The sequence below is a fragment of the Thiorhodococcus fuscus genome (assembly GCF_042682685.1).
Lineage (GTDB): Bacteria > Pseudomonadota > Gammaproteobacteria > Chromatiales > Chromatiaceae > Imhoffiella > Imhoffiella fuscus.
Genome location: NZ_JBHUHX010000007.1, coordinates 83,624 through 107,655 on the forward strand (window position 1 = coordinate 83,624; position 24,032 = coordinate 107,655).

The 24,032-nt window shown below is 63.1% G+C and carries 18 protein-coding genes; 5 read left to right on the plus strand and 13 right to left on the minus strand.

What is annotated here, in order from left to right; genetic code table 11:
• Positions 1–22 precede the first annotated feature (22 nt).
• The 10 genes from ACFSJC_RS03550 to def all read right to left on the minus strand — a co-directional run bounded on the left by ACFSJC_RS03550 (position 23) and on the right by def (position 15,093).
• Positions 23–2,893, minus strand: coding sequence for an EAL domain-containing protein (locus ACFSJC_RS03550; protein ID WP_386023314.1), 2,871 nt, complete (start codon positions 2,891–2,893; stop codon positions 23–25).
• A gap of 319 nt (positions 2,894–3,212) precedes the next feature.
• Positions 3,213–4,853 (minus strand): methyl-accepting chemotaxis protein, encoded by a 1,641-nt coding sequence (locus tag ACFSJC_RS03555; RefSeq protein WP_386023317.1) that lies wholly within the window; start codon positions 4,851–4,853, stop codon positions 3,213–3,215.
• A gap of 195 nt (positions 4,854–5,048) precedes the next feature.
• Positions 5,049–6,500, minus strand: a complete 1,452-nt coding sequence (locus ACFSJC_RS03560; RefSeq protein WP_386023320.1) for a TrkH family potassium uptake protein — start codon at positions 6,498–6,500, stop codon at positions 5,049–5,051.
• Positions 6,501–6,531: 31 nt separating this feature from the next.
• Positions 6,532–7,905: a Trk system potassium transporter TrkA gene (trkA, locus tag ACFSJC_RS03565; protein ID WP_386023323.1), complete on the minus strand. Its 1,374-nt coding sequence runs from the start codon at positions 7,903–7,905 to the stop codon at positions 6,532–6,534.
• Between the two features lie 160 nt (positions 7,906–8,065).
• Positions 8,066–9,433, minus strand: coding sequence for a sigma-54-dependent transcriptional regulator (locus ACFSJC_RS03570; protein WP_007039096.1), 1,368 nt, complete (start codon positions 9,431–9,433; stop codon positions 8,066–8,068).
• Positions 9,430–11,631, minus strand: coding sequence for a sensor histidine kinase (locus ACFSJC_RS03575; protein WP_386023326.1), 2,202 nt, complete (start codon positions 11,629–11,631; stop codon positions 9,430–9,432). The genes ACFSJC_RS03570 and ACFSJC_RS03575 overlap by 4 nt, the downstream gene beginning before the upstream one ends.
• Complete coding sequence (locus ACFSJC_RS03580) at positions 11,613–12,197, minus strand: DUF4390 domain-containing protein (protein WP_386023329.1); 585 nt, start codon at positions 12,195–12,197, stop codon at positions 11,613–11,615. Before ACFSJC_RS03580 ends, ACFSJC_RS03575 begins: the two co-directional genes overlap by 19 nt.
• Entirely contained in the window at positions 12,194–13,561 is a 1,368-nt protein-coding gene (gene rsmB / locus ACFSJC_RS03585; RefSeq protein WP_386023332.1) for a 16S rRNA (cytosine(967)-C(5))-methyltransferase RsmB, read from the minus strand. The genes ACFSJC_RS03580 and rsmB overlap by 4 nt, the downstream gene beginning before the upstream one ends.
• A complete protein-coding gene (gene fmt / locus ACFSJC_RS03590; RefSeq protein WP_386023335.1) occupies positions 13,527–14,465 on the minus strand; it encodes a methionyl-tRNA formyltransferase in 939 nt (312 codons plus the stop codon). The genes rsmB and fmt overlap by 35 nt, the downstream gene beginning before the upstream one ends.
• Before the next feature lie 97 nt (positions 14,466–14,562).
• Positions 14,563–15,093, minus strand: a complete 531-nt coding sequence (gene def / locus ACFSJC_RS03595) for a peptide deformylase (RefSeq protein WP_386023338.1) — start codon at positions 15,091–15,093, stop codon at positions 14,563–14,565.
• Between the two features lie 198 nt (positions 15,094–15,291).
• On the opposite strand from def, the gene ACFSJC_RS03600 reads away from it, so the two are divergent.
• From ACFSJC_RS03600 to topA, 4 genes are all read left to right on the plus strand, one after another.
• Positions 15,292–16,485: a LysM peptidoglycan-binding domain-containing protein gene (locus ACFSJC_RS03600; RefSeq protein ID WP_386023341.1), complete on the plus strand. Its 1,194-nt coding sequence runs from the start codon at positions 15,292–15,294 to the stop codon at positions 16,483–16,485.
• A 19-nt stretch (positions 16,486–16,504) separates the two neighbouring features.
• On the plus strand, positions 16,505–17,629 hold the full coding sequence (dprA, locus tag ACFSJC_RS03605) for a DNA-processing protein DprA (protein ID WP_386023344.1): 1,125 nt from the start codon (positions 16,505–16,507) through the stop codon (positions 17,627–17,629).
• Positions 17,630–17,704: 75 nt separating this feature from the next.
• Positions 17,705–18,181, plus strand: a complete 477-nt coding sequence (locus tag ACFSJC_RS03610) for a Smg family protein (protein WP_386023347.1) — start codon at positions 17,705–17,707, stop codon at positions 18,179–18,181.
• A gap of 204 nt (positions 18,182–18,385) precedes the next feature.
• Positions 18,386–20,695, plus strand: coding sequence for a type I DNA topoisomerase (gene topA, locus ACFSJC_RS03615; RefSeq protein WP_386023350.1), 2,310 nt, complete (start codon positions 18,386–18,388; stop codon positions 20,693–20,695).
• A gap of 30 nt (positions 20,696–20,725) precedes the next feature.
• Here topA and ACFSJC_RS03620 read toward each other — a convergent pair whose 3' ends face one another.
• The gene (locus ACFSJC_RS03620; protein WP_386023352.1) at positions 20,726–21,244 is read right to left on the minus strand and encodes an N-acetylmuramoyl-L-alanine amidase; all 519 of its coding nucleotides are present in this window, start codon (positions 21,242–21,244) and stop codon (positions 20,726–20,728) included.
• 52 nt (positions 21,245–21,296) lie between these two features.
• Positions 21,297–22,802, minus strand: coding sequence for an HDOD domain-containing protein (locus ACFSJC_RS03625; RefSeq protein WP_386023355.1), 1,506 nt, complete (start codon positions 22,800–22,802; stop codon positions 21,297–21,299).
• 265 nt (positions 22,803–23,067) lie between these two features.
• On the opposite strand from ACFSJC_RS03625, the gene tsaC reads away from it, so the two are divergent.
• A complete protein-coding gene (gene tsaC, locus ACFSJC_RS03630; protein WP_386023358.1) occupies positions 23,068–23,631 on the plus strand; it encodes an L-threonylcarbamoyladenylate synthase type 1 TsaC in 564 nt (187 codons plus the stop codon).
• Here the strand turns inward: tsaC and ACFSJC_RS03635 are convergent.
• Entirely contained in the window at positions 23,617–24,027 is a 411-nt protein-coding gene (locus ACFSJC_RS03635; RefSeq protein WP_386023361.1) for a thermonuclease family protein, read from the minus strand. The genes tsaC and ACFSJC_RS03635 overlap by 15 nt on opposite strands.
• Positions 24,028–24,032: the final 5 nt, after the last annotated feature.

Consider the following 24,032-nt stretch of genomic DNA (forward strand, 5'->3'; position numbering starts at 1 on the left):
CACTCTGGCCCTTCGGGATCGCCTAGGTGCGTCTGAAAAGTGCCTCGATCGATTCCGCCGGAACGGGGCGACTGAAGAGGTATCCCTGATAGCTATCGCAGCCCGAGTCTTGAAGGAATGCGCGCTGCTCCGGCGTCTCGACTCCCTCGGCCAAGACACTGAGTTTCAGGTTGTGCGCCATCGCGATGATGGTGGTGGCGATCTCGGCATCGTTGCGGTCGGTCGGGATGCCATCGACGAAGCTCTTGTCGATCTTGAGCTTGTCGATCGGCAGGCGTTTCAGATAAGCGAGAGAGGAATAGCCGGTTCCGAAATCGTCGATCGCGAGTCCGACCCCCAACTCCTGGAGTTCGTTGAGGATATCGATGCCGTGCGCATCGTTTTGCATGAGCATGCTCTCGGTCAGCTCCAGTTCGAGACAGCTGGAGGGCAGGTCGAACGTCTCGAGGATATCGGCGACCTGAACCGCCAGATCGCGTTGGGCAAACTGTTGGATCGATAGATTGACCGCGAGCGTCATGGGTGGCAGACCGGCGTCGCGCCAGATGCGCATCTGGCGGCAGGATTGTCTCAGCACCCAGGCGCCGAGCGGGACGATGAGCCTGGTTTCCTCGGCGAGAGGGATGAATCGGCCTGGTTGAACGAGTCCTTCCTGCGGATCCTGCCATCGGACCAGCGCCTCGACGCCGAGGATACGTTCGTCCGACATGGAGACCTGCGGCTGGAAATAGACGATGAACTCCTCGTTGTCCAGTGCGTGGCGGAGCTTGGATTCGAGCGTCAGCCGCGCATTGGCCGCTCGCGTGAGCGACTCCATGTAATAGCGATAGGTATTGCGCCCCTGAGCTTTGGCCTGGGACATGGCGGTATCGGCATTGCGCAGCAGGTCGGTGGCATGCTCGCCGTTATCCGGGTAGATGCTGATCCCGATGCTGGCACCGACGTAGATCTCGCGCGCGCCGGTCAGGCGGAAGGGGGGCTGCATGAGACTGATGATCATCTGAGCCACCAGTCCGCACTCGCCGGGTTTGGCGATGGATTCCAGCAGCACGACGAATTCGTCTCCGCCGAGGCGAGCGAGCGTGTCTTCGCTGCGAATGCGGCCGGACAATCTCCGCGCGACCGCCTGCAGCAGTTCGTCCCCGACCGGATGGCCGAGGCTGTCGTTGACGTGCTTGAACCTGTCCAGATCCATGAAGAGCACGGCGACCTTGGTGTTCTTGCGCCGCGCGCGCTGGATTGCGTGCTCCAGACGAGAATTGAGCAGCAGGCGGTTGGGCAGGTTGGTCAAGGGGTCATAGTGGGCCAGGTGCTCCAGCTGGGCCTCGGATTGCTTGATCGTGCTGATGTCCGAGAAGATGGCCACGTAGTTGGTGATCTCGCCCGACGCGTCGCGTACGGTGCTGATGGTCAGCCAGGCCGGAAAGAGTTCGCCGTTCTTGCGGCGATTCCAGATCTCGCCCTGCCAGTGTCCCGAGCGTTTGATCGAGGCCCACATGGCCTGGTAGAAGGCCGGTTCGTGTCGCCCCGATCGCAGCAGTTGGGTGGTGCCCTGGAGCGCCTCGGTTTGCGTGTAGCCCGTGATCTCGGTAAAGGCCGGATTGATGGCGATCACCTTGTCGCCTTGGGCATCCGAGATCATGAGGCCTTCGCGGATGTTCTTGAGAACGGTTGCGGCGAGCCGTAGCTCTTCATGGCTCCGTACGCTCGCGGTGATGTCTTGGCCGACGCCGGCGACGCCGATAATGGTGTCCGCCGCGTTTCGAACGGGAACGCCGTTGTAGCGATAGGTACGGAGTCCATTGACCGTTAGTGCCTGGCACTCGACCTCGCCATAGCCTGTATTCCAGGCATTCTCGAATGCGTCGAGCATCTTTTGGGTGTCATCCTCGACGAAAAAATCCGAGAAGGGACGGTCGCGCAACGACTCGGCCGAGCAGCCGGTCTCTTCCTCGACACGCTTGTTCCACCAGATGAGCCGTCCGCGCCGGTCTACCATGTAGAGGATGTCGTGTACGGCCTCGGTGATGGCGCGGGTCTCGCCGTAGGCCTGCTGCAGCTCTATCTGGGCCTGTTTGGTGTCGCTGATGTCGCGGATCGATTCGATGGCCCCGGCGAGCTCCCGGTCGGTGTTGAACAGTGGCGCAGCGACGATCCACAGGTGGGCGCCTTTTCCGTCGTTGAGCGTGGGACTGTAGATCTCGGCGACGATCTGGTCGCCGTTGCGCTTGATGTAGGCGTAGTCTGCGCTGAAATCGACTTCGGGATTCAGGACCGCGTCCAGCAGCACCGGGTGAGGGGTGTCGTAAAAGGCGGAGTATTGCGTGTGGATGTGTTGCCCGAGCACACGCGCCTTGTTGCGTCCGGTCATGCGCTCCATTGCATGGTTCCAGGCGATGAGATGGCCCTCGCGATCGACCGCCAAGGTCGCATCCGGCAGGAAATCGATGATGTCGATCAGGCGGCGTTCGGACTCCTGCAGCGCTCGCTGTGCCTGCGCGCGTTCGCTGATGTTTCTCCATTCGCGCAGCATCCGCTCGACCAGTCGCGGCATCTGGGCGAAGGTTTCGGGCGACTTGACCGCATAGTCCAGTGCGCCGGCCTTCAATGCCTGCACGGCCATCTGCTCGTCGCCTTGGCTGGTCATGACGAGCAGCGGGAAGTCAGGCTTGGGTTGGTCTTTGATCAGATCATAGGACTTGCCATCGCATAGATTGAGGTCGGCGATGACGGCGTCGGGGAGCGATTCGACGATGCATCGGCGTGCCTCGGCCAGCGAGGCGGCGACACGAATACAGGCGAACCGCCCCTCGGATTCGAGCGAGCGTCGAACGGCTTCGGCGTGGGCTGGATCGTCCTCAATGATGAGAATCTGATGTGTGTCCGGATCCATTAGGGTATCAGTGCGGGTAACCGTTCCCTGTCGATTAGTCACGGCTGAAGGCATCGCGCTAGATGGTGAATGCTTCGACGTCGCGTGGTTTGACGCGATCACTGCTCGTTTTCTCGTATTTTGTGCAGTACCTCCAGTCCCGCGATCTTCGGTAAATGTCGTTCGAGGCGATTTATCTCAACGTCCATACTGCCTTGCAGGCGACCCTCGATCCGGTGTCATCTGGTATGCGCTCGTCCGGTAGTCGCCTTACGCGCCGCCCCCAAATGTGCGAGTGGGGCTGGAGACGCTTAGGGGAGGGCTTGATAAAGTGTACACGTTAGGTCTGTCTGGAACCGACCTTGAAATGGCCGACCATGGTCTGAAGGTCCGCGCTCAGTTGGGAGAGCTCGCGACTGGCTGCGACCGTATGTGCAGAGTGCTGTGCCGAGTCCTCCGATAGCTCCGAGATGCTGACGACGCTACGGTCGATCTCCTGGGCCACGGTCGCCTGCTCCTCGGCGGCGCTGGCGATTTGGGTGTTCATATCGCGGATGTTGCCGATGGATTCCAGAATCTGATCCAGTGCCTCCTGTGCATGAGTCGCCCGTGCCAGGGTATCCGTCGTGATGGACTCGCCCCGTTCGATACGTTCTACCGCCTCTTTGGCCACCGTGCGCAGTGTCTCGATCATGCTATGGATCTCGCTGGTGGACTGTTGGGTTCGGCTGGCCAGCGTGCGCACCTCGTCGGCGACGACGGCGAATCCGCGTCCCTGCTCGCCGGCCCGCGCTGCCTCGATCGCCGCGTTCAGGGCGAGCAGATTGGTCTGCTCGGCGATTTCGCGGATGACGTCGAGCACGCTGCCGATGGACTGGCTCTGCGCGCTGAAGCGATGAATGCTTCCAGCGACCTGCTCGACCTCGGCGGCGAGGTGCCGGTTGGCTTCCAGAACACCCTTGACCGTCTCGCCACCTTCGCGTGCGCTGCTGTCGGCCGCGAAGGCCGAGGCGGCGGCGGCCTCGGCGTTTTGGGCGATGTCCTGAATGGTGGCCGACATCTGGGTGATGGCGGTGGCGACCTGTTGAACCTCGCCGCGCTGGCGCTCCATGCCCTCGCTGCTGGTCTCGGTCACGGCCGTAAGCTCTTCGGCCGCTGCGGCGATCCTGATGGTCGCCTGAGCGACTTGCACAACCATGCCCTCGGTCTTGCATGCGAAGGCGTTGAAACCAGCGGCCAGCTCGGCGACTTCGTCGCGTCCCTCGGTTGCGAGACGCTTGGTGAGGTCGCCCTCGCCGCGTGCGATATCGATCATGGCGTGAGTCGCCTCGCGAACGGGCGTCACGATCGAGCGCCCGGTGAATGCGGTAAGGGTGAGAACGATCAGCAGGACCGTGCCGCCGACGCCCGCGAGAATGACCGCGTTGCTCCGGAAGGAGGCATCGACATCGTCGATATAGATCCCGGTGGCGACGACCCAGCCCCAGGGCTCGAACGTTTGGAAATAGGCGAGCTTTGGCCCGGGTTGCGTCTCGCCGGGCTTTGGCCACGCATAGGACACGGTGCCTCGGCCCTCTGCGTTCGCCTTCTTCCAGATCTCTTCCCAGAAACGCTTGCCGTTGGCGTCGGTCAGGGCGCGGGTGTCGGTTCCGTCGAGTTCCGGTTTGAGCGGGTGCATGACGGCCTGGCCGGAGAGGTCCGTCACCCAAAAATAATTTCCACCCTCGTATCTGAGTGTGGAAAGTTCTTTGAGTGCCGCCTGTTTGGCCTCTGTTTCATCCATGGCGCCTTGGCTCATCGCGCGATGCCGCGCGCTGATGGTGCTGGTTGCCGTCTCCACCAATTTGGCGAGTTGCGTGCTCTTCTCGTCCAGCAGCATGCCTCGTAGCTCCCAGAGGGCCAAACCGAAACCGATGCCGATTCCCAGGGCGACGATCCCCATCAGGATCCATAGACGGCTGTTTACGGTGATTCGACGCATTGGGTTCATTTTTCGGGGGATACCTTATCTTTGCGTGGGTTGTTTATGGACGCGAGGCTGTTCGGGAAGATCACTGGATCTTAGTTGCACGATCTTATCTGATCTCCAGTGTCGATGCGGCACGGCTCTGCTCGGCCTCTTTCGAAAGGTTCCGAGTAGATGGGTGTTGATTCGCTCCGTGCGGAGTCGCCGTGCTCAGCGCTGCCAGAAGGTCGGGCTCAGCAGTACGAGCAGTGTGAATATTTCCAGGCGGCCGAGTAGCATGGCGAAACAGAGGATCCATTTCGCGGGGTCATAGAGGTCGGCGTAATGGGCGCCGACCTGGGACAGACCTGGCCCCAGGTTGTTGATGCAGGCCGCAACGGCGGAGAAGGCCGTGAGCAGGTCCAGTCCGGTTGCCGCCAGCATCAGATACATGAGGATGAAGCAGGCCACGTAGAGGGAGAAAAATCCCCAGACGGCATCCACGACGCGATGGTCGATGCTCTTACCGCCGATCCGCACCGGCAGCTGGGCGTTGGGGTGGATGAGCCGGTCGATTTCGCGCATCCCCTGTTTGATGAGGAGCAGGAAGCGGATCACCTTGATCCCGCCGCCGGTCGATCCGGCACAGCCGCCGATGAAGCTGGCGAACAGCAGCAGGATTTCCAGGAAGGGGGGCCAGAAATAGAACTCGGCGGTCGTGAAACCGGTGGTGGTGCCGATCGACACGGCCTGGAAGAGCCCCTTGGTCAGTGCATCGTCCCAGGTGACATAGGTATCCGTGTAATAGAGTGCCAGTGTCACGACCAGGGTGACAGTCCCCATGATCAGCAGATAGAAGCGAAACTCGCTGTCCTGGAAATAGAGACCGAGATCCTGGCGCCGCACCACCGCGAAGTGGAGCGTGAAGTTCATGCCCGCGAGCAGCATGAAGAAGACCGCGATCATCTCGATCAGGGGGCTGTTGAAATACCCCATGCTCAAGTCGTGGGTCGAGAAGCCGCCGATGGCGACGGTTGAGAAGGCATGCCCGATGGCGTCGAACAGCGTCATCCCTGCGCCCCAGTAGGCGAGGGCGCACGCGACCGTCATCCAGAGATAGATGTACCAAAGCGCCTTCGCCGTCTCCGTGATGCGCGGGGTGAGCTTGGAGTCCTTCATGGGGCCAGGCATCTCGGCCCGATAGAGCTGCATGCCGCCGATACCGAGCATGGGCAGGACGGCGACGGCCAGCACGATGATGCCCATGCCGCCCAGCCACTGAAGTTGCTGGCGGTAGAAGAGGATCGACTTGGGTAGATCGTCGAGTCCGAGAATCACGGTCGCCCCGGTCGTCGTGAGTCCGGACAGCGACTCGAAGACGGCATCGGTCGCCGAGATCGCAGGGTGCGGCGCGAGCAGGAAGGGCAGCGCCCCGGCCAGACCCAGGCTGGTCCAGAAGAGCACCACTACCAGAAAGCCGTCGCGCAATCGCAGCACATGCCGCGATCGGCGAACTGGGAAGAAGATCGCGAGCCCGGCGCAGAGAATGATGGCGAAGGCGATCAGAAAGGGCACGGGAGAGCCCTCCTGGTAGATGAACGCGACCACGACGGGCGGGAGCATTGTGAAACTGAAGACCGTCAGCAACAGCCCCAGGACCTTCCGAACGACGGTGAACTTCATGGATCCGGATCGCGAATATCGGTGGGTCGGGTCAGAGGAAGGTCACGCCGACCTGGAATAGGCGCTCGACCTCGGAGATGCGTTTTTTGTCCTGAAGGAAGAGGATGACATGATCCTCTGACTCGATGATGGTGTCCTTGTGCGCGATGAGCACCGCATCCCCGCGCACCAGCGCCCCGATGGAGGCCCCTTTGGGAAGCTTTAGGTCGCCGACGGCGCGTCCGACCACCTTGCTCGACATCTTGTCGCCGTGGGCGATGGCCTCGATCGCCTCGGCCGCGCCGCGCCGCAGCGAATGGACCATGACCACGTCGCCGCGCCGCACGTGCTTGAGCAGGCTGCCGATGGTCGCCTGCTGGGGCGAGATGGCGATGTCGATGGTGCCAGACTGAACCAGGTCGACGTAGGAGGCGCGATTGATCAGCGCCATCACCTTGCGTGCGCCGAGCCGCTTGGCCAGCATGGCTGAGAGGATGTTGGCCTCGTCGTCGTTGGTGACGGCGCAGAAGACGTCGGTGCTCTCGATGTTTTCCTCCAGGAGCAGGTCCTGATCGGCCGCGTCGCCATGCAGCACGATGGTCTTCTCCAGCGTCTCGGCGATGCGTTTGCAGTGCCCCAGCTTGCGCTCGATGATCTTGACCCGGAAGCTCTGTTCCAGTGCCTTGGCCAGCCGGGTGCCGATGTTGCCGCCTCCAGCGATGATGAGTCGCTTGTAGGATTCGTCGAGTCGTCGAAGCTCCCCCATGACGGCGCGGATATGCACCGGCGCGGCGAGGAAGAAGACCTCGTCGTCCACCTCGATGACGGTATCGCCCTCGGGCTGGATGGCGCGGTCCTGGCGGTAGATGGCGGCCACCCGCGCTTCGACCTGTGGCATGCGTTCCTGCAGCGTGCGCAACTCCTGACCGACCAAGGGGCCACCGTAATAGGCCTTGACCGCCACCAGTCGGATGCGTCCGCCGGCGAAGTCCAGTACCTGAAGCGTTCCGGGATTCTCGATCAGTCGGATGATGTAATCGGTGACCAGCGCCTCCGGGCTGATGGCGACATCGATCGGCAGTGCGTCGGAGCTGAACAGCTTGGGTTGTTCCAAAAAGCTCGGCGCGCGTACCCGGGCGATCTTGGTCGGCGTGTGGAAGAGCGTGTAGGCGACCTGGCAGGCCACCATGTTGGTCTCATCGCTGTTGGTCACGGCGATGATCATGTCCGCGTCCTCTGCCCCCGCGCGCAGCAATACGTCCGGATGGGCGCCGTGGCCCATCACGGTGCGCAGGTCGAATCGATCCTGCAGCTCGCGCAACAGATCGGGGTTGTGGTCGACGACCGTGATGTCGTTGGCCTCGCTGACCAGATTGGCGGCCACCGAGGTGCCGACCTGGCCGGCTCCGAGAATGATGATTTTCATGCGGGCCTCCAGCTTCCAGCTTCCAGCTTCCAGCTAGAAGAGGGGCGCCCAAGGCGCTCCAGGGGCGATGGCCATGGAGCTTGCATAAGGCGATGGTCGGCTGCCGAGCGTGCCGATTGCTCCGCTGGAAGCTGGCTGCTGGAAGCTGGAAGCTGATCCCTCATCGTCGTTCTTTGATCTCGATGCCGAGCGAGCGCAGCTTGCGGTAGAGATGGGTGCGCTCCATCCCCGCCTCCTTGGCCATCTTGCTGACGTTGCCGGCGTGCTTTTCGAGCTGATAGTCGAGATAGGCCTTCTCGAACTGTTCGCGCGCCTGGCGCAGCGGCTGGTCGAAGGAGACGAGCCCCTCCAGTGCCTGAGCCTGGACCGGTGGTGGCGCGCCCAGGGCGCTCTCGACCTCTTTCTGGCTGATCTCGTCGCCGGCACCCAGGATGAGGACGCGCTGGACCAGGTTCTTCAGCTCGCGGACGTTGCCTGGCCAGGGGTAGTTGCGCAGGAAATTCTGGGCGCCGACGCTGAAGCGGCGATAGGGCAGCTTCTCGTGGGTGGCAAAATAGTCGAGATAGAAATTCAGCAGATCGGGAACGTCCTCGGCATGCTCCTGAAGCGACGGGATGTTCAGCGGGACCACGTTGAGGTGGTAGAAGAGATCCTCGCGAAAGCGTCCGGCCCGGACCTCGTCCTCTAGATTGCGTTGGGTCACCGCGACGATGCGCACGTCGATGCGGACCGGCTCGTTGCCGCTCACCCGGAGGAAGGATCCGCTGTCGAGCGCGCCCAGGAGCTTGGATTGCGCCTCCCACTCCATGTCGGCGACTTCGTCGAGCAGCAGCGTGCCGCCCGCCGCCTTTTCGAGACTGCCGTAATGGGTGTGTTCGCCGTCCTCGGTGCCGAAGAGCTCGCGGGAGGCATTGCCGCCGGCCAGCGAGGAGACGCTGAGATCGACGAAGGGCCGCTCGCGCCGGGCGCTCTGCGAGTGCAGATAACGGGCGAAGGTTTCGCGACCGCTGCCCGATTCGCCGGTGATCAGCACCCAGGTGTCGTGCTGGGCGATGCGCTTGACCTGCTCGCGCAGGCGCTGCATGACGGCGCTGCGCCCGACCGGTTCGTGAACCTGCGGGGCGCGGCGCTTGAGTCCGATGTTCTCCTGCTGGAGCTTGTCCGCTTCGAGCGCGCGCTCGACGGTCAGCAGGAGCTTGGCCATCGAAAGGGGCTTTTCGAGGAAGTCGTAGGCGCCCAGGCGGGTCGCCTCCACGGCCGTCTCGACCGTGCCATGGCCGGACATCATGATGACGGGACAGGGGAGATCGTCCTCTTCCGACCATTCCTTGAGCAGTGTGATGCCATCGATGTCGGGCATCCAGATATCCAGCAGGATCAGATCTGGACGTCGGTCGCGCAGGGCGTGACGCGCGGCCTCGCCGTTCTCGGCGATGGCGACGGTGTAGCCTTCGTCTTCGAGGATGTCTTTGACCAGGCCGCGAATGTCGGGTTCGTCGTCGACGACCAGTATATGGGTTGCGCTCATGAGTCTGTGTGTTGCTCCTGACCTTGGGTCGCCGGCGAGGCGGCTTGCCAGACCGGCAGCTTAACCCTGATGAGGGCGCCTTCACCGGTGTTTTCGACCGTGATCATACCGCCGTGCTCCTCAATAATCTTCTTGACGATCGCCAGACCGAGCCCGGTGCCCTTGGCCTTGGTGGTCACATAGGGCTCGAATAGACGATCCATGAGCTGAAAATCGAACCCCGGTCCATTGTCGGCGACCACGAATTGGATGAAGGGTCCTTCCTCCCGTTCTAGGCGTTGCGTGGAGACCTGGATGCGTGCGGCCTCATGCCCGTCCAACGCCTCCTGGGCGTTCTTGATCAGGTTGTGGATGACTTGACGTAGGCGCAACGGATCGCCCCGCACCAAGAGCCCCGGTGTGCCGAGTTGGATATCGAGCGAGGTCGTGCCGGCGCTGCGATAGAGATCCAAAACCTCCTGCGCCAGCGTGTCGAAGACGAGCGGTGTCTGCTGAATCTGCGGCGTCCTGGCATAGTCGGAGAAGTCGTTCACCATGGCCTTCATGGCCTCGACCTGCTGGATGATGGTGCGCGTGGAGCGGTCGATGAAGTCGGCGCTCGCCTCCTCTGCCTTGGGTAGCAGTTTATGGCGCAGGCGTTCGGCCGAGAGCTGGATCGGGGTGAGCGGATTCTTGATCTCGTGCGCCAGACGTCGCGCGACCTCGCCCCAGGCGGCGTTGCGCTGGGCGGTGATGAGCGAGGTGATGTCGTCGAAGACCACCACGTGACCGCGATGCTTGGAGTCCGAGAGCGGCAAGGGACTGCCTCGACACATGAGGGTTTGATTGCCCTCGGCGCGTTGCAGCGTCACCTCGGCCCGCCAGGCCTGGCCGGCAGCGAGGTGCTTGCGCACCGTCTCGGTCCAGGGTGTTATCCAGGGTTGGCCGCGCTCGATCCGCTCCAGCGTGGGGCCGGCGTCCTCGGCGAACTCCAGTGCCAGGATGCTGCGCGCGGCCGGGTTGGCGGTGCGCATGCGCTGGTTGTCGTCGAAGGCGACCACGCCGGAGGACAGTCGCCCGAGGACGGTCTCCAGATAGTTGCGCTGGGTCTCGACCGCCTGTTTGCTGCGCGCGGCGGCGTCGCGTGCCTGGCTGATGCGGCGAGACATGGCGTTGAAGGAGGCGACCAGGAAGGTGAGCTCGTCGTCGTGGCTCGGCAGCGGGATTTGCTGCTCGTATTCGCCTTCGGCGATCGAGCGCGTGCCTCGGGCGATATCGGCGATGGGCGCGACCAGCCTGCGCGCGGTGTGGAAGGCCGCGATCAGTGCCGCCATGAGTCCGAACAGAAGCACCAGCGAGAGGGTCAGCGAGAAGCTGAACTTGAGCGACTGGCGCAGATAGGCGAGTTCGGTGTAGCGGTTGTAGGCGTCTTCGAGTCGGGTCGAGAGTTCGCTGATGCGCGCCGAGGTCGGGAAGATCGCCTGCATCTGCATCGGGCGTCCGCGCGGGTCCTGCACCAGGACGCGCACCACCAGGTCGTCGCCGGAGCCGCTTTCGAGACCAACGTAGTTGGTCCCTGCGCGCACGCTCTGCTGGATCTCGCGCTCGGCATGATTGGGGACCAATTGGGTGGGATCCTCGTTGGAGGTTCCCAGTACCATCCCGCCCTGGCCGTAGACGGTCAGCTCGATTGCGCCGGCCTGACGGCGCAGATTGTTGAGGCTGAGCGCGATCGCGGTCGAGGAGCGATCCTCGATGCTGTCCAGGAGCTGCTCGGTGTACTTGGTCAGGACCCGTTGATTGAGATCCAGCGACGCCTGATTGAGCACCAGGGCGTCCTGCATCGCCCGGCCGATGGCGACGTCGAACCAGCTGTCGATCCCGCGCAGCAGGAAACCGAGCGAAAAGTAGTAGACCACGCCCACCGGCAGCAGCGAGATGAGCGCGAAGAGCACGACGATACGCGCGGTCAGACGCGATCCGGCCGCCTGGCGTCGGTAGCGCCGAACCAGCTTCACCACGTTGACGATCACCAGCACCACGAGCACGGCCAGTCCGACAAGGACCAGCGCGAGCAGTGGGACGAAGGCGCGGCTCAGGGTCTCGGAGTTCTGTACGGCGTCCCGCATCAGGACCAGGACGACGAACAGACCCACGATCAGGAGGGCGACCGGCAGGGTGCCGAGTCCGCGCCTCCAGTTCAGTGTGTTATCGGCCATTTGGTCCACCCGCTGGCGAGTTTCCAGGATGGCATCAGATAGGCGAGGGGGCGCAGGGGCAGGGGCAGCTGTTCGATGTCGAGGAAGACCTTGATCTGGACCTCGTAGTCCTCGTTCGGGTCGAGAGCCTTCTGGTCGACGAGTTGCAGATCGGTCAACTCGCCGAGCGCCCGAATCGCCGCCTCGCGGGTGACGAAGCTGCGGCCGGTCGAGCCGGGAAGGCGGTACACCTCGTAGTTCTCCGAGAGCGGTTTGTAGCGGATGGCGTTGCGGATCTGCAGGTCGAGCAGGCTATCCTCCCACATCCATGCCTCGGTGCGGCGGACCTGGATATGGGTCACGATGGTCAGCGGCACACCGTTGTCGAGCGCCTCCAAGGCATTGTCGCTGAGGTCGAAATCGACTTGGGCGCTCAGGCGATAGAGACCATCGACGAGCCGGATCTGCGCCTGCCGCACCTCGAAGTCGTCCTTGGCGAAGATCGGCGAGGCGAGCGCGACCGCGAGGCAGAGCGCGATTCCGAGCTGGAGAGAGGTTCTGAGTCCGATCGGATGCGGAGACCTCATGCGGCGTCCTTCTCGATCAGTGCGTAATAGAAACCGTCGTTTCCGCCCATTGTCGGCAGAAGCTGACGGCCATGTTGCAGCGCACGTCCGCTCGGCGTTTCCAGTGCGATTTCGCGCGCCTCGGGTCGGCGCGACAGAAAGGCGGCGACCTGAGACTGATTTTCCTCCGGCAGCAGCGAGCAGGTGGCGTAGAGCAGGCGTCCTCCCGGCGCGAGGAGCGGCCAGATGGCGTCGAGAATGCGTCGCTGGGTCTCGCGGAGCGTTTCGATGTCGCTCTCGCGTCTGAGCCATTTGATGTCGGGGTGGCGGCGGATGACGCCGGTGGCAGAGCAGGGGACGTCGAGCAGGATGCGGTCGTAACGGCGCTCGGTCCAGTCTCCGGACGGAGCGCTGGCGTCGCCGACCGCGACCTCGGCGCTCAATCCCAATCGGCTCAAGAGGGTTTGGACCGAGGCGAGACGCGCCGGATCCTGATCGATCGCGGTCAGCTCCACCTGGTTGTCCACGCGTTCGAGGATCGCGGCGGTCTTGCCGCCTGGTGCGGCGCAGGCATCCAACACCCGGTGTCCGGGCTGGGCGTCGAGCAGCTGGGCGGCGAGTTGTGCACCGGCGTCCTGGACCGAGACCCAGCCACGGTCGAACTCGGGTAGCTCGCGCGTCGGTCGCGGTCGGTTCAGCATCAGACCGGCCTCGCAGCCCGGTATGGGCGACGAGCCGATGTCTGACGCAGCCAGGCGTTCGGCGTATTGCTGCGGGTCGAGGTGCATGCGATTGACGCGCAGGCTCATGGGGGCCCGGTCGTTGCTGGCCTCGACGATCCGCTGCCAATCGTCCGGCCAGGCCGTGCGCAGACGATTGAGCAGCCAGGCTGGGAAGAGCCATCGCAGATCCGGATCGCGGTCGACGGATGCCTCCAATGCCTCGCGTTCGCGTTGGAAGCGTCGCAGCAGTGCGTTGACCAGCGGTGCCTTGTTGGCCTTTCCGAGCAATCTGGCGGCATCGACCGTGGCCGACACGGCCGCGTGCGGCGGTGTGCTCATGGCGCTCAGCTGATAGAGCCCGACCAGAATGAGCGCGTCGAGATCGCGGTCGCCGTGCTTGAGTGCGCGGTTCAGCAGACGCGCAGAGATGGCCTCCAGACGCGGCAGCAGACGCAGCGTGCCATAGCTCATCTCCTGTATCAGGGCATGATCCGCGCTCGATTCGGTCGAGTGGGCGTTTGGGATGACCCGAGTCAGCGATTCGCCACGGTCGCGGACCCGATAGACGGCGCGTGCCGCTGTGGCGCGTGCCTGCGCACCCGCCGGAGTGGCCTTGGTTCTAGCGGATTCAACCAAAGCGAGCGCCATCCAGATTGCGTGCATTCAGATAGTCCGCCGCGCGCATAGGTTTTTTTCCCGATGGCTGGAGGCGGGTGATGCGCAGGTGTCCCGCGCCGGTTGCAACCCGGATGCCGGTCTTGCCGGTTTCCAGCACGGTGCCGGGCGGTGCGCTGTTGGTGTCGGTTTCCGCCTCGGCGTCCCAGATGCGCAGCGTTTCGCCATCGAGCTGGGTCTGTGCGACCGGCCAGGGGTCGAAGGCACGGATCTGGCGCTCGATGGCCGTCGCGCTCAAGGACCAGTCGATCGCGGCCTCTTCCTTGCTCAGCTTGTGGGCGTAGGTGGCGGCCGTGTCGTCCTGCGGTTCGGGTTCGGTCGAGCCGTCGGCGATCCCGGGCAAGGCCGCGACCAGCGCCTCCGCGCCCAGAGTCGAGAGGCGATCATGCAGCGATCCGCCGGTCTCGCGCGGTGCGATCGGCGTTTCGACCCGATGGTAGACCGGACCCGTGTCGAGTCCGGCCTCCATGCGCATGATGCAGACGCCGGTGGTGGCGTCGCCGTCCAGGACCGCGCGTTGGATGGGTGCGGCGCCGCGCCAGCGCGGCAGGAGCGAGGCATGGACGTTGACGCAGCCGAGCCGGGGTGCGTCCAGCACATCCGTGGGCAGCAGCAGCCCATAGGCCACGACCACCATAAGATCGGCGCCGAGCGCTTGCAGCTGGGCGACCGCGTCCGGATCGCGCTTCAGGCTCAGTGGTTGGAACACCGGAATGGAGGCGCTGAGCGCCAACTCCTTGACCGGGCTCATCTGTAGTTTTCTGCCACGTCCGGCCGGGCGGTCCGGCTGGGTATAGACCGCGACCACATCTAGATCGGCGGCGATCAACGCGGCGAGGCTCGGGACCGCGAATTCTGGCGTTCCCGCGAAGATGACCTTCAGCCGGTTCATGGGCGATCCTTGCGTTGCAGTCGGTGGGACGGGCTCTGATCGAACGATGATCTGGCGCTTGGTGTCGTGGGGCGACGGGAGACGAGGATGCGATGCACTAGATGGCACCCCGGCGCGGCTCTGCGGCCTGCGTTTGGCGCTGATCCTTTTCGAGTTTGCGGCGAATACGCTGACGCTTGAGCATGGAGATGTGATCGACGAACAGCTTGCCGTCCAGGTGGTCGAGTTCGTGCTGGATGCAGACGGCCAGCAGTCCGTCTGCATCCAGGGTGAAGGGGTCGCCGTTGCGGTCGAGCGCGCTGACCGTGACCGTCTCGGCGCGCGTGACCGGCTCGAAGAAGCCGGGCACCGAGAGGCAGCCCTCGTCCATCTGCGTCTTGCCCTCTTTCGAGAGAATTTCGGGGTTGATCAGGCAGATCGGCGTATCGTGATTCTCGGAGGTGTCGATCACCACGAGCCGGAGCTGCACGTCGACCTGGTTTGCGGCCAAGCCGATGCCGGGCGCGGCGTACATGGTCTCGAGCATGTCGTCGACCAGCTCGCGGACCGAGTCGTCGACCTGAGTCACGGGCAGCGCCTTCAAGCGCAGTCTGGGGTCGGGAAAGGTGAGGATATCGAGCTTGGCCATCTTTAGATGTCGGAATGCAATATGTTTCGGGGAGTCTCCACCTCGTGCGCGACGAGCCGGAACCCTAAGGCCCGGACAGGATGTCTCTCAGGAGATCGAACGGGTGGAAGTCATGAAGTCGTGTGCGCTACTATCGCTAAGATACTACACCCCTTAGTAGGGGCGGGTGAATCCCGTTTCGACCATCGTGGAGGGTCCATGCGCGTCGCCATTCGCCATTTCATTCGAACGTCGCTCCTCTTGGGGTCAATGATTCTGCTGGTTCCGATCGCCTCCGGGGCCGAGCTTGCGCCGGATGCTCCTCAAACCTATGTAGTTCGCTCGGGTGACACGCTCTGGGATATCGCTGGACGATTCCTGAGAGATCCTTGGCTCTGGCCGGAGGTCTGGCAGGCTAATCCTGGCGTCGGGGATCCCGATCTCATCTACCCGGGCGACGTGCTGGAGCTGACCATGGTTGGCGGCGAGCCGCGTATTCGGGCCAGACGCGGTGCCGGGCCGCGCGTGGTGCGTCTGACTCCGCATGTGCGCTCCTCGCCGCTTTCGGAGGCGGTGCCGACGATTCGGATCTCAAGTATCGGACCCTTTCTGACCCGGCCCTACGTCGCCGATGCGCAGGACATCAAGCGCGCGCCCTATGTCGTCGGTTTCCCGGACGAGCATCTGATCGCCGGGGTCGGCGATTCGATCTATGTCCGTCGCATCACCACCAATACCCAGACGGCATTCCAGATCCTGCGTCCTGGCGACGAGCTGAGGGATCCGGATAGCAACGAGTTGCTCGGTTACGAGGCTGTGTTCGTCGCCGACGCGCAGTTGGAGCGGATCGGTGATCCGGCCAAGCTGAAGGTCGTGAGCATGGAGCGCCAGGTCTCGATCGGGGATCGCGTCATCCCGGGCGATGCGGAGCGTCGGTTGGAGAACTTCTTCCCGCACCCGGCGCCCGAGGGGCTGCGCGGACGCATCATCTCCGTGCTCAACGGGGTGTCCCAGATCGGACCCTACGATGTCGTCGTGATCAATCGAGGCACGCGTGACGGAATCGAGCCGGGACATGTCTTCGAGACCTACATCGGTGGCACCAAGGAGCGGGATATGGTCAAGAGCGGCGCCCACGATCCGAACTGGCGCGGTCCGGGCCCTCTCTCCAGCGAGTTCTGGTTCGGCAGCGATTACGAGAAAAAAGGCTGGCGGGCGGATGAGCCGGACTCCAATGCCCCCTTCCCGTTGCACATGGACTTTCGCCGTAACAACCAGAAGTATTTCAAACCGTTCGAGCAGTCAGGCGTCCTGATGGTCTTTCGATCCTTTGAACGAGTCAGCTTCGGCGTGATTCTGAAGGCGAGCCATTTCATCAACGTCGGCGATTGGATTGCCTCCCCCCCATCCTGATTCCTCGTCGGGTGGATCGTTGCGCGATGTTCGACGATCCACCCGCGACTGGCTCATTCTACTCTCGGCGCCCGGGATCGGTCCGCGCACCGCCGTGCGTCTCTGCGAGCATTTCGGCGATCCGGCCGGCGTGCTCGCCGCGTCCCGATCGGCGCTGTCCGAGCTGGGGCTCAAACCGGCCTGCGTGGACGCGCTCAAACAGCCGGATACCGAATCCGTCGAGGCTATCCTGAACTGGGGCGAGCGCCCCGATGCGCACCTGATCACCATTGACGGTCCGTCCTATCCGCCGCAGTTGATGGAGATCGCGGATCCGCCTCCGCTGCTCTATGTCCGGGGCAATCCCGCACTGCTTCGCGAGCCTCAGATCGCCGTCGTCGGCAGTCGCAACCCGACCCCGGGCGGGCGCGAGATCACCGCCGAGCTGGTCCGCGAGTTGGCGGGCTTCGGGCTGGTCGTCACCAGTGGGCTTGCGGTCGGAATCGACGGTGCGGCCCATGCCGCCGCGCTCGAATCCGGTCAAACCATCGCCGTGATGGGGACGGGGCCGGATCTGGTCTACCCGGCCTCCCATCTGGATTTGGCCTGCCGCATCGCCGAGAACGGTGCCCTGGTCAGTGAGTTTCCGCCGGGATGTGGGCCGCTGGCGCGCAACTTCCCGCGCCGCAACCGACTCATCAGTGGATTGAGTCTCGGGGTGCTGGTCACGGAGGCGGCGCTCAAGAGCGGTTCGCTCATTACGGCGCGTTGTGCCCTGGAGCAGGGACGGGAGGTCTTCGCCGTTCCCGGCTCGATCCGCAATCCCTTGGCGCGAGGGTGTCATGGTCTCATCCGCGACGGTGCCAGGCTGGTCGAGAGCGCCGCCGATATCCTGGCCGAATTGGCGCCGCTGTTGAACGCAGCTTTGGCGTCCGCCAGCCAGTCGCCAGCCTCGTCGGGAGATGATGCGATGCCCGTCGAGGCTCTGCGAGGGGATGAGCGGCGCCTTCTGGATGCATTGGCGTTCGATCCGATGGCCCCGGACGAATTGATCGCGCGCACGGGTCTGCCGGCGGATCAGGTGATGTCCATGTTGTTGCTCCTGGAATTGAATGGTCATGTATCATCGGTTCCGGGTGGACGCTACTGCCGTTCTTCCGGCTAGCGAAGTCCCGTTTTGGCGCCGATCGGCGCGCGTTTGCTTCGATCTTCGGATCGAAGATGCCATCGAGGTTGGCTGATGTACGAAAATATGGTCGATGTCCTGATCTATCTTTACGAGAACTACATGGATGGCGATGGTCAGCCGCCCGTCGAGCAAAGCGAGCTTGAGGACGAGCTGGCTCAGGCCGGCTTCAGTCAGACCGAGATCGATAAGGCGTTGCGCTGGCTCGACGAACTCGCTGTTGGCGTCGAGGCAACCGAGGGACATCTCCATCCGGTCGGCTCCATCCGTGTCTACAGCGATCTCGAATGCAGCAAGCTGGATCCCGAGGTGCGGGGGCTGCTGATGTCGTTGGAGCATGGTGGGATCCTGGACCCGGTCAGTCGCGAACTCGTGATCGATCGTCTGCTGGCGATCGATCATCCTCAGGTCCTGGCGGACGAGGTCAAGTGGGTGGCGCTGCTGGTCCTGATGAATCGTCCGGGGCAAGAGGATGCCTTCACCCAGATGGAAGACATGCTCTACAACGAAGATCCCGTCTATCTGCACTGATCTCGAACTCGGTTCGGCACCTTCCGTTCAGCGAGTGCTGATGCTCTGGTGTCGAATCGCCCCGCGTCTTGCATCCGCAAGAGACGCATTGCATAGGCATTCGACTGCATCTACGCATCGGCGATTCCTCCAAAGGTTCTTGACGTCGAGCTTCGTCCTGGGTTTAACCTAAAAGAAACGACGCAAAATCCAATAGAATCCCGCATGAACCTCGTCATCGTCGAATCGCCGGCCAAGGCCAAGACCATCAAGAAGTACCTCGGAGCCGACTTCGAGGTGATCGCCTCCTATGGACACGTCCGCGACCTGGTTCCTAAGGAGGGCGCGGTCGATCCGGATCATGGCTTCGCCATGAAGTACCAGATCATCGATCGCAACGAGAAGCACGTCCAGGCGATCGCGAAGAAGCTCAAGGAAGCCGACACCCTCTATCTCGCGACCGACCCGGACCGCGAAGGCGAGGCCATTTCCTGGCACCTCTACGAGCTGCTCAAGAGCCGCAAGCAGCTTGGCAAGCGTCCCGTGTACCGCGTGGTCTTCAACGAGATCACCAAGCGGGCCGTGCAGGATGCGATCGCCAATCCGCGCGAGCTTTCCTACGATCTAGTCAATGCCCAGCAGGCGCGCCGTGCGCTCGACTATCTGGTCGGCTTCAATCTGTCGCCCCTGCTGTGGAAGAAGATCCGTCGCGGATTGTCCGCCGGACGGGTCCAGAGTCCGGCGCTGCGTCTGATCTGCGAGCGCGAGAACGAGGTCGAGGCCTTCGTCCGCCAGGAGTACTGGACCATCGAGGCGGATGCGAGCAAGGACGCGAAGTCCTTCGGCGCCAAGCTGACGACCTTCGGCGGCGAGAAGGTCGAGCAGTTCAGCATCACTGACGAGGGGCGCGCGGCCGAGGTCAAGGCGACGCTCGAACAGGCTGCCGATGGCACGCTCAAGGTCGAAAAGGTCGAGCGCAAACAGCGCAAGCGCTTCCCCGCGCCGCCCTTCATCACCTCGACCCTGCAGCAGGAAGCGGCCCGCAAGTTGGGGTTCACGGCCCAGCGCACCATGCGCGTGGCCCAGCAGCTCTATGAGGGTGTCGACGTCGGTGGCGGCGCCGTGGGTCTCATCACCTACATGCGTACCGATTCGGTCAATCTGGCCGAGGAGGCGCTGACCGAGATCCGCTCCCATATCGCCGAGCGTTACGGGGCGGGCGATCTTCCCGATCAGGCCCGGCACTACAAGACCAAGTCTAAGAACGCCCAGGAGGCTCACGAGGCCATTCGTCCGACCTCCATTCTGCGTGAGCCGTCGGTCATCAAGGCCCATCTGACGGTGGAGCAGGCCAAGCTCTACGAGCTCATCTGGAAGCGTACCCTGGCCTGCCAGATGAACCATGCGCTCATCAATCAGGTGGCGATCGATCTGAGCGCCGGGGAGGGCAATTTGCTGCGCGCGACCGGGTCGGTGGTCGCCGAGCCCGGCTTCATGCGGGTCTACCTGGAAGGCCGTGACGACGCCAAGAGCGCCGATGACGACGAGGAGCGCATGCTGCCCGATCTGAAGGAGGGCGATCTGGTCGATCTGCTTCAGATCCGCGCCGAGCAGCATTTCACCGAGCCCCCGCCTCGGTATTCCGAGGCGTCGCTGGTCAAGGCGTTGGAGGAGTTCGGTATCGGCCGTCCCTCGACCTATGCCTCCATCATCTCGACGCTACAGGACCGCGAATACGTGGTGCTCGACAAGAAGCGCTTCTCGCCGACCGATGTCGGGCGGGTGGTCAACAAGTTCCTGACCGAGTACTTCACCTCGTATGTCGACTACGATTTCACCGCACGGCTCGAAGACGATCTGGATGCCGTTTCGCGCGGCGAGGGGGAATGGATTCCGCTCCTGGAGCGGTTCTGGCGACCCTTCAAAGATCAGGTCGATCACACCCAGGAGCACGTCAAACGCAGCGATGTGACCCAAGAGCGTATCGACGAGACCTGCCCCAAATGCGGTGGCCAGCTCTCGATCCGGCTCGGTCGCAACGGGCGCTTTATCGGTTGCACCAACTATCCGGATTGCGACTACACGCGCGACCTGAACGCCGACAAGGCGGAGCAGGAGGCCCCGGAAATCATCGAGGGACGATCCTGTCCGCTGTGCGGTTCGGTGCTGGAGGTCAAGCGCGGGCGTTACGGCAAGTTCATCGGTTGCAGCGCCTATCCCGACTGCAAGCACATCGAGCCGTTGGAAAAGCCCGAGGACACGGGCGTTGCCTGCCCCAAATGCGGTGGCAAGGGGACGCTGCAGAAGAAGAAGTCGCGGCGCGGCAAGATCTTCTATTCCTGCTCGACCTATCCGACTTGCGATTATGCCGTTTGGGATGCGCCGATCGCCGAGCCTTGCCCCAAATGCAGTTGGCCCATCCTGACCCTCAAGGTCACCAAGACCAAGGGTGCGGCCAAGGTGTGTCCTCAAAAGGAATGCGGCTATCGCGAGGCCATCGAGCCATCGGAGGAGCAGCCGCTCGAATCCGAGTGAGAGTGACGATGCGGCGTTCTGGCTGCGCGATCAGCGCAGTGCCTCTCTGACACGCTTCCAGGGGAAATTTCCGCGCGATCCCGGGTACTCGCCGCCGGGATCGATCTTGAGTTTGTAGCGTTTCCCGCCGCAGACGAAGTCGCGCCGATCCACCTCGCTGTGACCCAGTATCCGATCCGGGGTCAGGTCGTATCGATGCAGCAGACGCGCGAGCAGATCGATCAGCGCATTGATCTGAGCGGGAGGGAAGGGATCCTTGCCGTTGCCGTCGTTGACCAGCTCGATGCCGATCGAGGCGGTGTTGTGTCCCCGTGCATGAAAGGCGACCTGCGCCTCTGGGGTGCCGGCGACCGTTTCGCCGTCGCGGCCGATGAGATAGTGATAGCCGATATTGGGGTGGGCGGCGAAATGTCGCAGGTTGGATTCGAGGGTTCCGCCCGGCGCGTGCCATAGCCGTCCGTTCTTGCATCCAGGTCCGCCGGTGGCGTGGATGACGATGGAATCGATCGGGCGTGCGCTCGGTCCGGGTGCTGGAATGAGCACGAGCATACAGGCCAGTGCCAGGGATAGAGACGGCTTTCGTTCCGCTCCTCGCACGATATCACCCCCTTTGACGCGATCGGATCTGGGTCAGCCCCATGTTGGCCTGATGCGCGAAATGCTTGAAATCTTGGAAGCTCGTCGGATCGAGCGTCCGTTTGCTCGGACTCCGATCCGCGTAGAGCACTCCGATGCATTGATTGCTGACGATGATAGGCGCCAGCATGAAGGTTGCCGAGTTGGCAAGATGTTCGAGACTCTCCGGTACGGCGGCGCCGCTCTCCTGATCGCGGGCATTCACCAGTCGTGGCAGCTTGCGGTCCAGAGTCTCGAACAGAATGTTGGTCTGACCGGGGGCGCGCACGAACTGGAATTCCTGCATCAGGCGCTCGTTGTCCACTCCCAGGGCATACTTGGCCTTGACGATGCGTTTGTCGGGGGTGGTCAGTGCGAATAGGACCCGGTCCATTCCAATGCCGCGATAGATGCCTTCCAGCACCAGTTCCATGATGACATTGAGGTCGCAGCGTTCCTCGGCCAGCAGGGTCGCGAGTTCGCGCAGGATCTTCATCTGTGTCAGATGGTCCGAAGGCAGTCCTCCAGCCGGTGGCGGAGCGGGCTTGCTTGCGAGAACGGACGTATCGACCCCAGCCGACCCCTGGTTGCGGTCGCGCGAAGACGCAGGTTGCGGGATGTATGGGGCGGCGAACTCGGCTCCGTAATCGGCCGCCATGATGCATGCCTGTTTGGCCTCTTCGTGCAGCATGCTGCGCGCGTCGTTCTTCGAGAGTGCGGCGAGGATTGCGGATTTGTTCACCAACTTCTCCATGTCTGCCGATTGCCAACCCTTTTCCTCGGCGCAGCGCGCGATCTGATGGCCGAGCGCGAGTGTCAGAACGCGGTCGTTTCTCTTGGTTGGATGATCGACGGTATCCTGGAGAAGTTCGGTCAGGTGCCACTCGTGGATGAGTTGGCGGCTGAGCTGGCTCAGGCGGAAGCCGAGGAGGCGTTCTTGCGCCTGCTCGGGAGAGAGGCCCGGAGTGTTGCTCAGTCGTTCGAGCTGTTCCCCGAGTTCGCCACCGAAGCACCAGAAGGCCAGTTCGCCGATGCGTGTCAGAAGGGTGGCGATGAAGACCTCTTCCGGCGATTTGTCGCCGCGCACCATGGCGAGTCTGCGCGCCTGTACGGCTGCGTGCATGGCCCGCCCGAGTTCGCGGGCGAAGCGCTGCTTTGCGGCGCCCTCGATCGTGGCTTCGACTAGCGAAAGGGTCAGTGAGATGTTGCAGACGGCGTTGATTCCGAGCACGATCACGGCCCTGGTGATGGTGCTGATGGCCGTGCTCGAAGGGTTGTAATGGATGGAGTTGGCGAGCTTGAGCACGCGCGCCGTGAAGGCCGGGTCGTGCAGGATGATACCGGCCAGGTCCGACAGGGGGGCCTTGTCGTCGCGTGAGAGTCTGAATATCTTCTGCACCGTCGCGTCGAAGACGGGCATCTTCTGCTGGCGGATGAGGTCCATCCAGGTGTCGAGCTTGGTCTTCGGTTTTGGGGGCTGTGGTTTATTCACGTTGACAACCGTGGACGGCGCAGCCCGAAACTATAGGTGAGAGCTCTGCGTATTTCCATCTCTTAAGGTCGGCTTTGCGTGTGCGTCTTGGCGGCGTGCGAGCGTTGCTCCAGGTCCTGACTCTTGGGTTTGCCTTGCTCTGTAAGCCGATTCTGTTTGCTGGTTGCGTCCGCCTCTATTGCTTTTGTGTTCGCCTGTTCGCTCCGTTGTAACGGTGGTCTGTCCGCAGACAGTGTCCGGTTGATCGCCTTGATGAGTATCCGCCATGTCAGTCATTTCGTCGCATCGTCTCCGTCTCGCTGTTCAGTTCCTCCGCTCGGGCGGGGTGATCGCCTATCCGACCGAGGCGGTTTTCGGTCTGGGCTGCGATCCCTGGGACGGCGAGGCGGTGGAACGCCTGCTGACGCTTAAGCAGCGAGCGGTTTCCAAGGGGCTGATCCTCATCGCCTCGCATCAGGATCAGCTGCAGCCCTTCGTGGCCCCGCTGCCCGAAGAGCGTCTACGGGAGATCTGGTCTTCTTGGCCTGGGCCCAATACCTGGCTCTTTCCCGCCAGCGCTCAGACGCCAGCCTGGCTCACGGGGCGCTTCGATACGCTGGCGGTTCGGGTGACGGCGCACCCGATCGCGGCCGCGATCTGTCGCGCCTATGGTGGTCCTATCGTCTCGACCAGCGCGAATCGGGCTCGGCGTCGACCGGCGCGAACCGCACTCCAGGTACGCATGGGCTTGGGGAATGGACCGGACTATGTGCTGGCCGGGGCCTGTTCGGGAGCGGATCGCCCCTCGCGGATCCGCGATGGTTTGAGCGGACGGCTACTGCGGGTTTGATCTAGCGCGGTGTCGGTCGTGCCGGAAACGCCAGGGCGTTTGATGCAGTCCGGGCGTGCTCCAGATCCCTCGTTCTGCCTCTCGCGCCTTGCGCTCGGCCTGCTGGAATTTAGGGTTGCTGCAATAGCGCCGATAAACGGCGGCATTGCCGCTGACGACCTGTTCCAGATTGATGAATTGCGGCTTGGGGGTGTCGCTGTAGAGGTCGGCGACGAGACGACCGAAACGGTCGCGTTCGATGGGGATCATCTCGACTCGATCCGGCAGGATGCGGCGCAGATGGTTCCTTGAGCGATCCGCCCAAGGGCGCTGGTCCTTCTCCGGTGCGTCGATGCAATGCAGCCGGACCTCGATCCGTTTCCGCGAGCAACTCAGTACGACTGAATCGCCGTCCAAGACCT

Excerpts from the sequence above, each read along its gene's own strand:
- ACFSJC_RS03600 (WP_386023341.1), top strand. The coding sequence starts at position 15,292 with ATGCGCGTCGCCATTCGCCATTTCATTCGAACGTCGCTCCTCTTGGGG.
- ACFSJC_RS03560 (WP_386023320.1), bottom strand. The coding sequence starts at position 6,500 with ATGAAGTTCACCGTCGTTCGGAAGGTCCTGGGGCTGTTGCTGACGGTC.
- rsmB (WP_386023332.1), bottom strand. The coding sequence starts at position 13,561 with ATGCACGCAATCTGGATGGCGCTCGCTTTGGTTGAATCCGCTAGAACC.
- ACFSJC_RS03570 (WP_007039096.1), bottom strand. The coding sequence starts at position 9,433 with ATGAGCGCAACCCATATACTGGTCGTCGACGACGAACCCGACATTCGC.
- ACFSJC_RS03580 (WP_386023329.1), bottom strand. The coding sequence starts at position 12,197 with ATGAGGTCTCCGCATCCGATCGGACTCAGAACCTCTCTCCAGCTCGGA.
- ACFSJC_RS03610 (WP_386023347.1), top strand. The coding sequence starts at position 17,705 with ATGTACGAAAATATGGTCGATGTCCTGATCTATCTTTACGAGAACTAC.
- def (WP_386023338.1), bottom strand. The coding sequence starts at position 15,093 with ATGGCCAAGCTCGATATCCTCACCTTTCCCGACCCCAGACTGCGCTTG.
- trkA (WP_386023323.1), bottom strand. The coding sequence starts at position 7,905 with ATGAAAATCATCATTCTCGGAGCCGGCCAGGTCGGCACCTCGGTGGCC.
- ACFSJC_RS03550 (WP_386023314.1), bottom strand. The coding sequence starts at position 2,893 with ATGGATCCGGACACACATCAGATTCTCATCATTGAGGACGATCCAGCC.
- fmt (WP_386023335.1), bottom strand. The coding sequence starts at position 14,465 with ATGAACCGGCTGAAGGTCATCTTCGCGGGAACGCCAGAATTCGCGGTC.
- ACFSJC_RS03620 (WP_386023352.1), bottom strand. The coding sequence starts at position 21,244 with ATGCTCGTGCTCATTCCAGCACCCGGACCGAGCGCACGCCCGATCGAT.
- topA (WP_386023350.1), top strand. The coding sequence starts at position 18,386 with ATGAACCTCGTCATCGTCGAATCGCCGGCCAAGGCCAAGACCATCAAG.
- ACFSJC_RS03555 (WP_386023317.1), bottom strand. The coding sequence starts at position 4,853 with ATGCGTCGAATCACCGTAAACAGCCGTCTATGGATCCTGATGGGGATC.
- tsaC (WP_386023358.1), top strand. The coding sequence starts at position 23,068 with ATGTCAGTCATTTCGTCGCATCGTCTCCGTCTCGCTGTTCAGTTCCTC.
- ACFSJC_RS03575 (WP_386023326.1), bottom strand. The coding sequence starts at position 11,631 with ATGGCCGATAACACACTGAACTGGAGGCGCGGACTCGGCACCCTGCCG.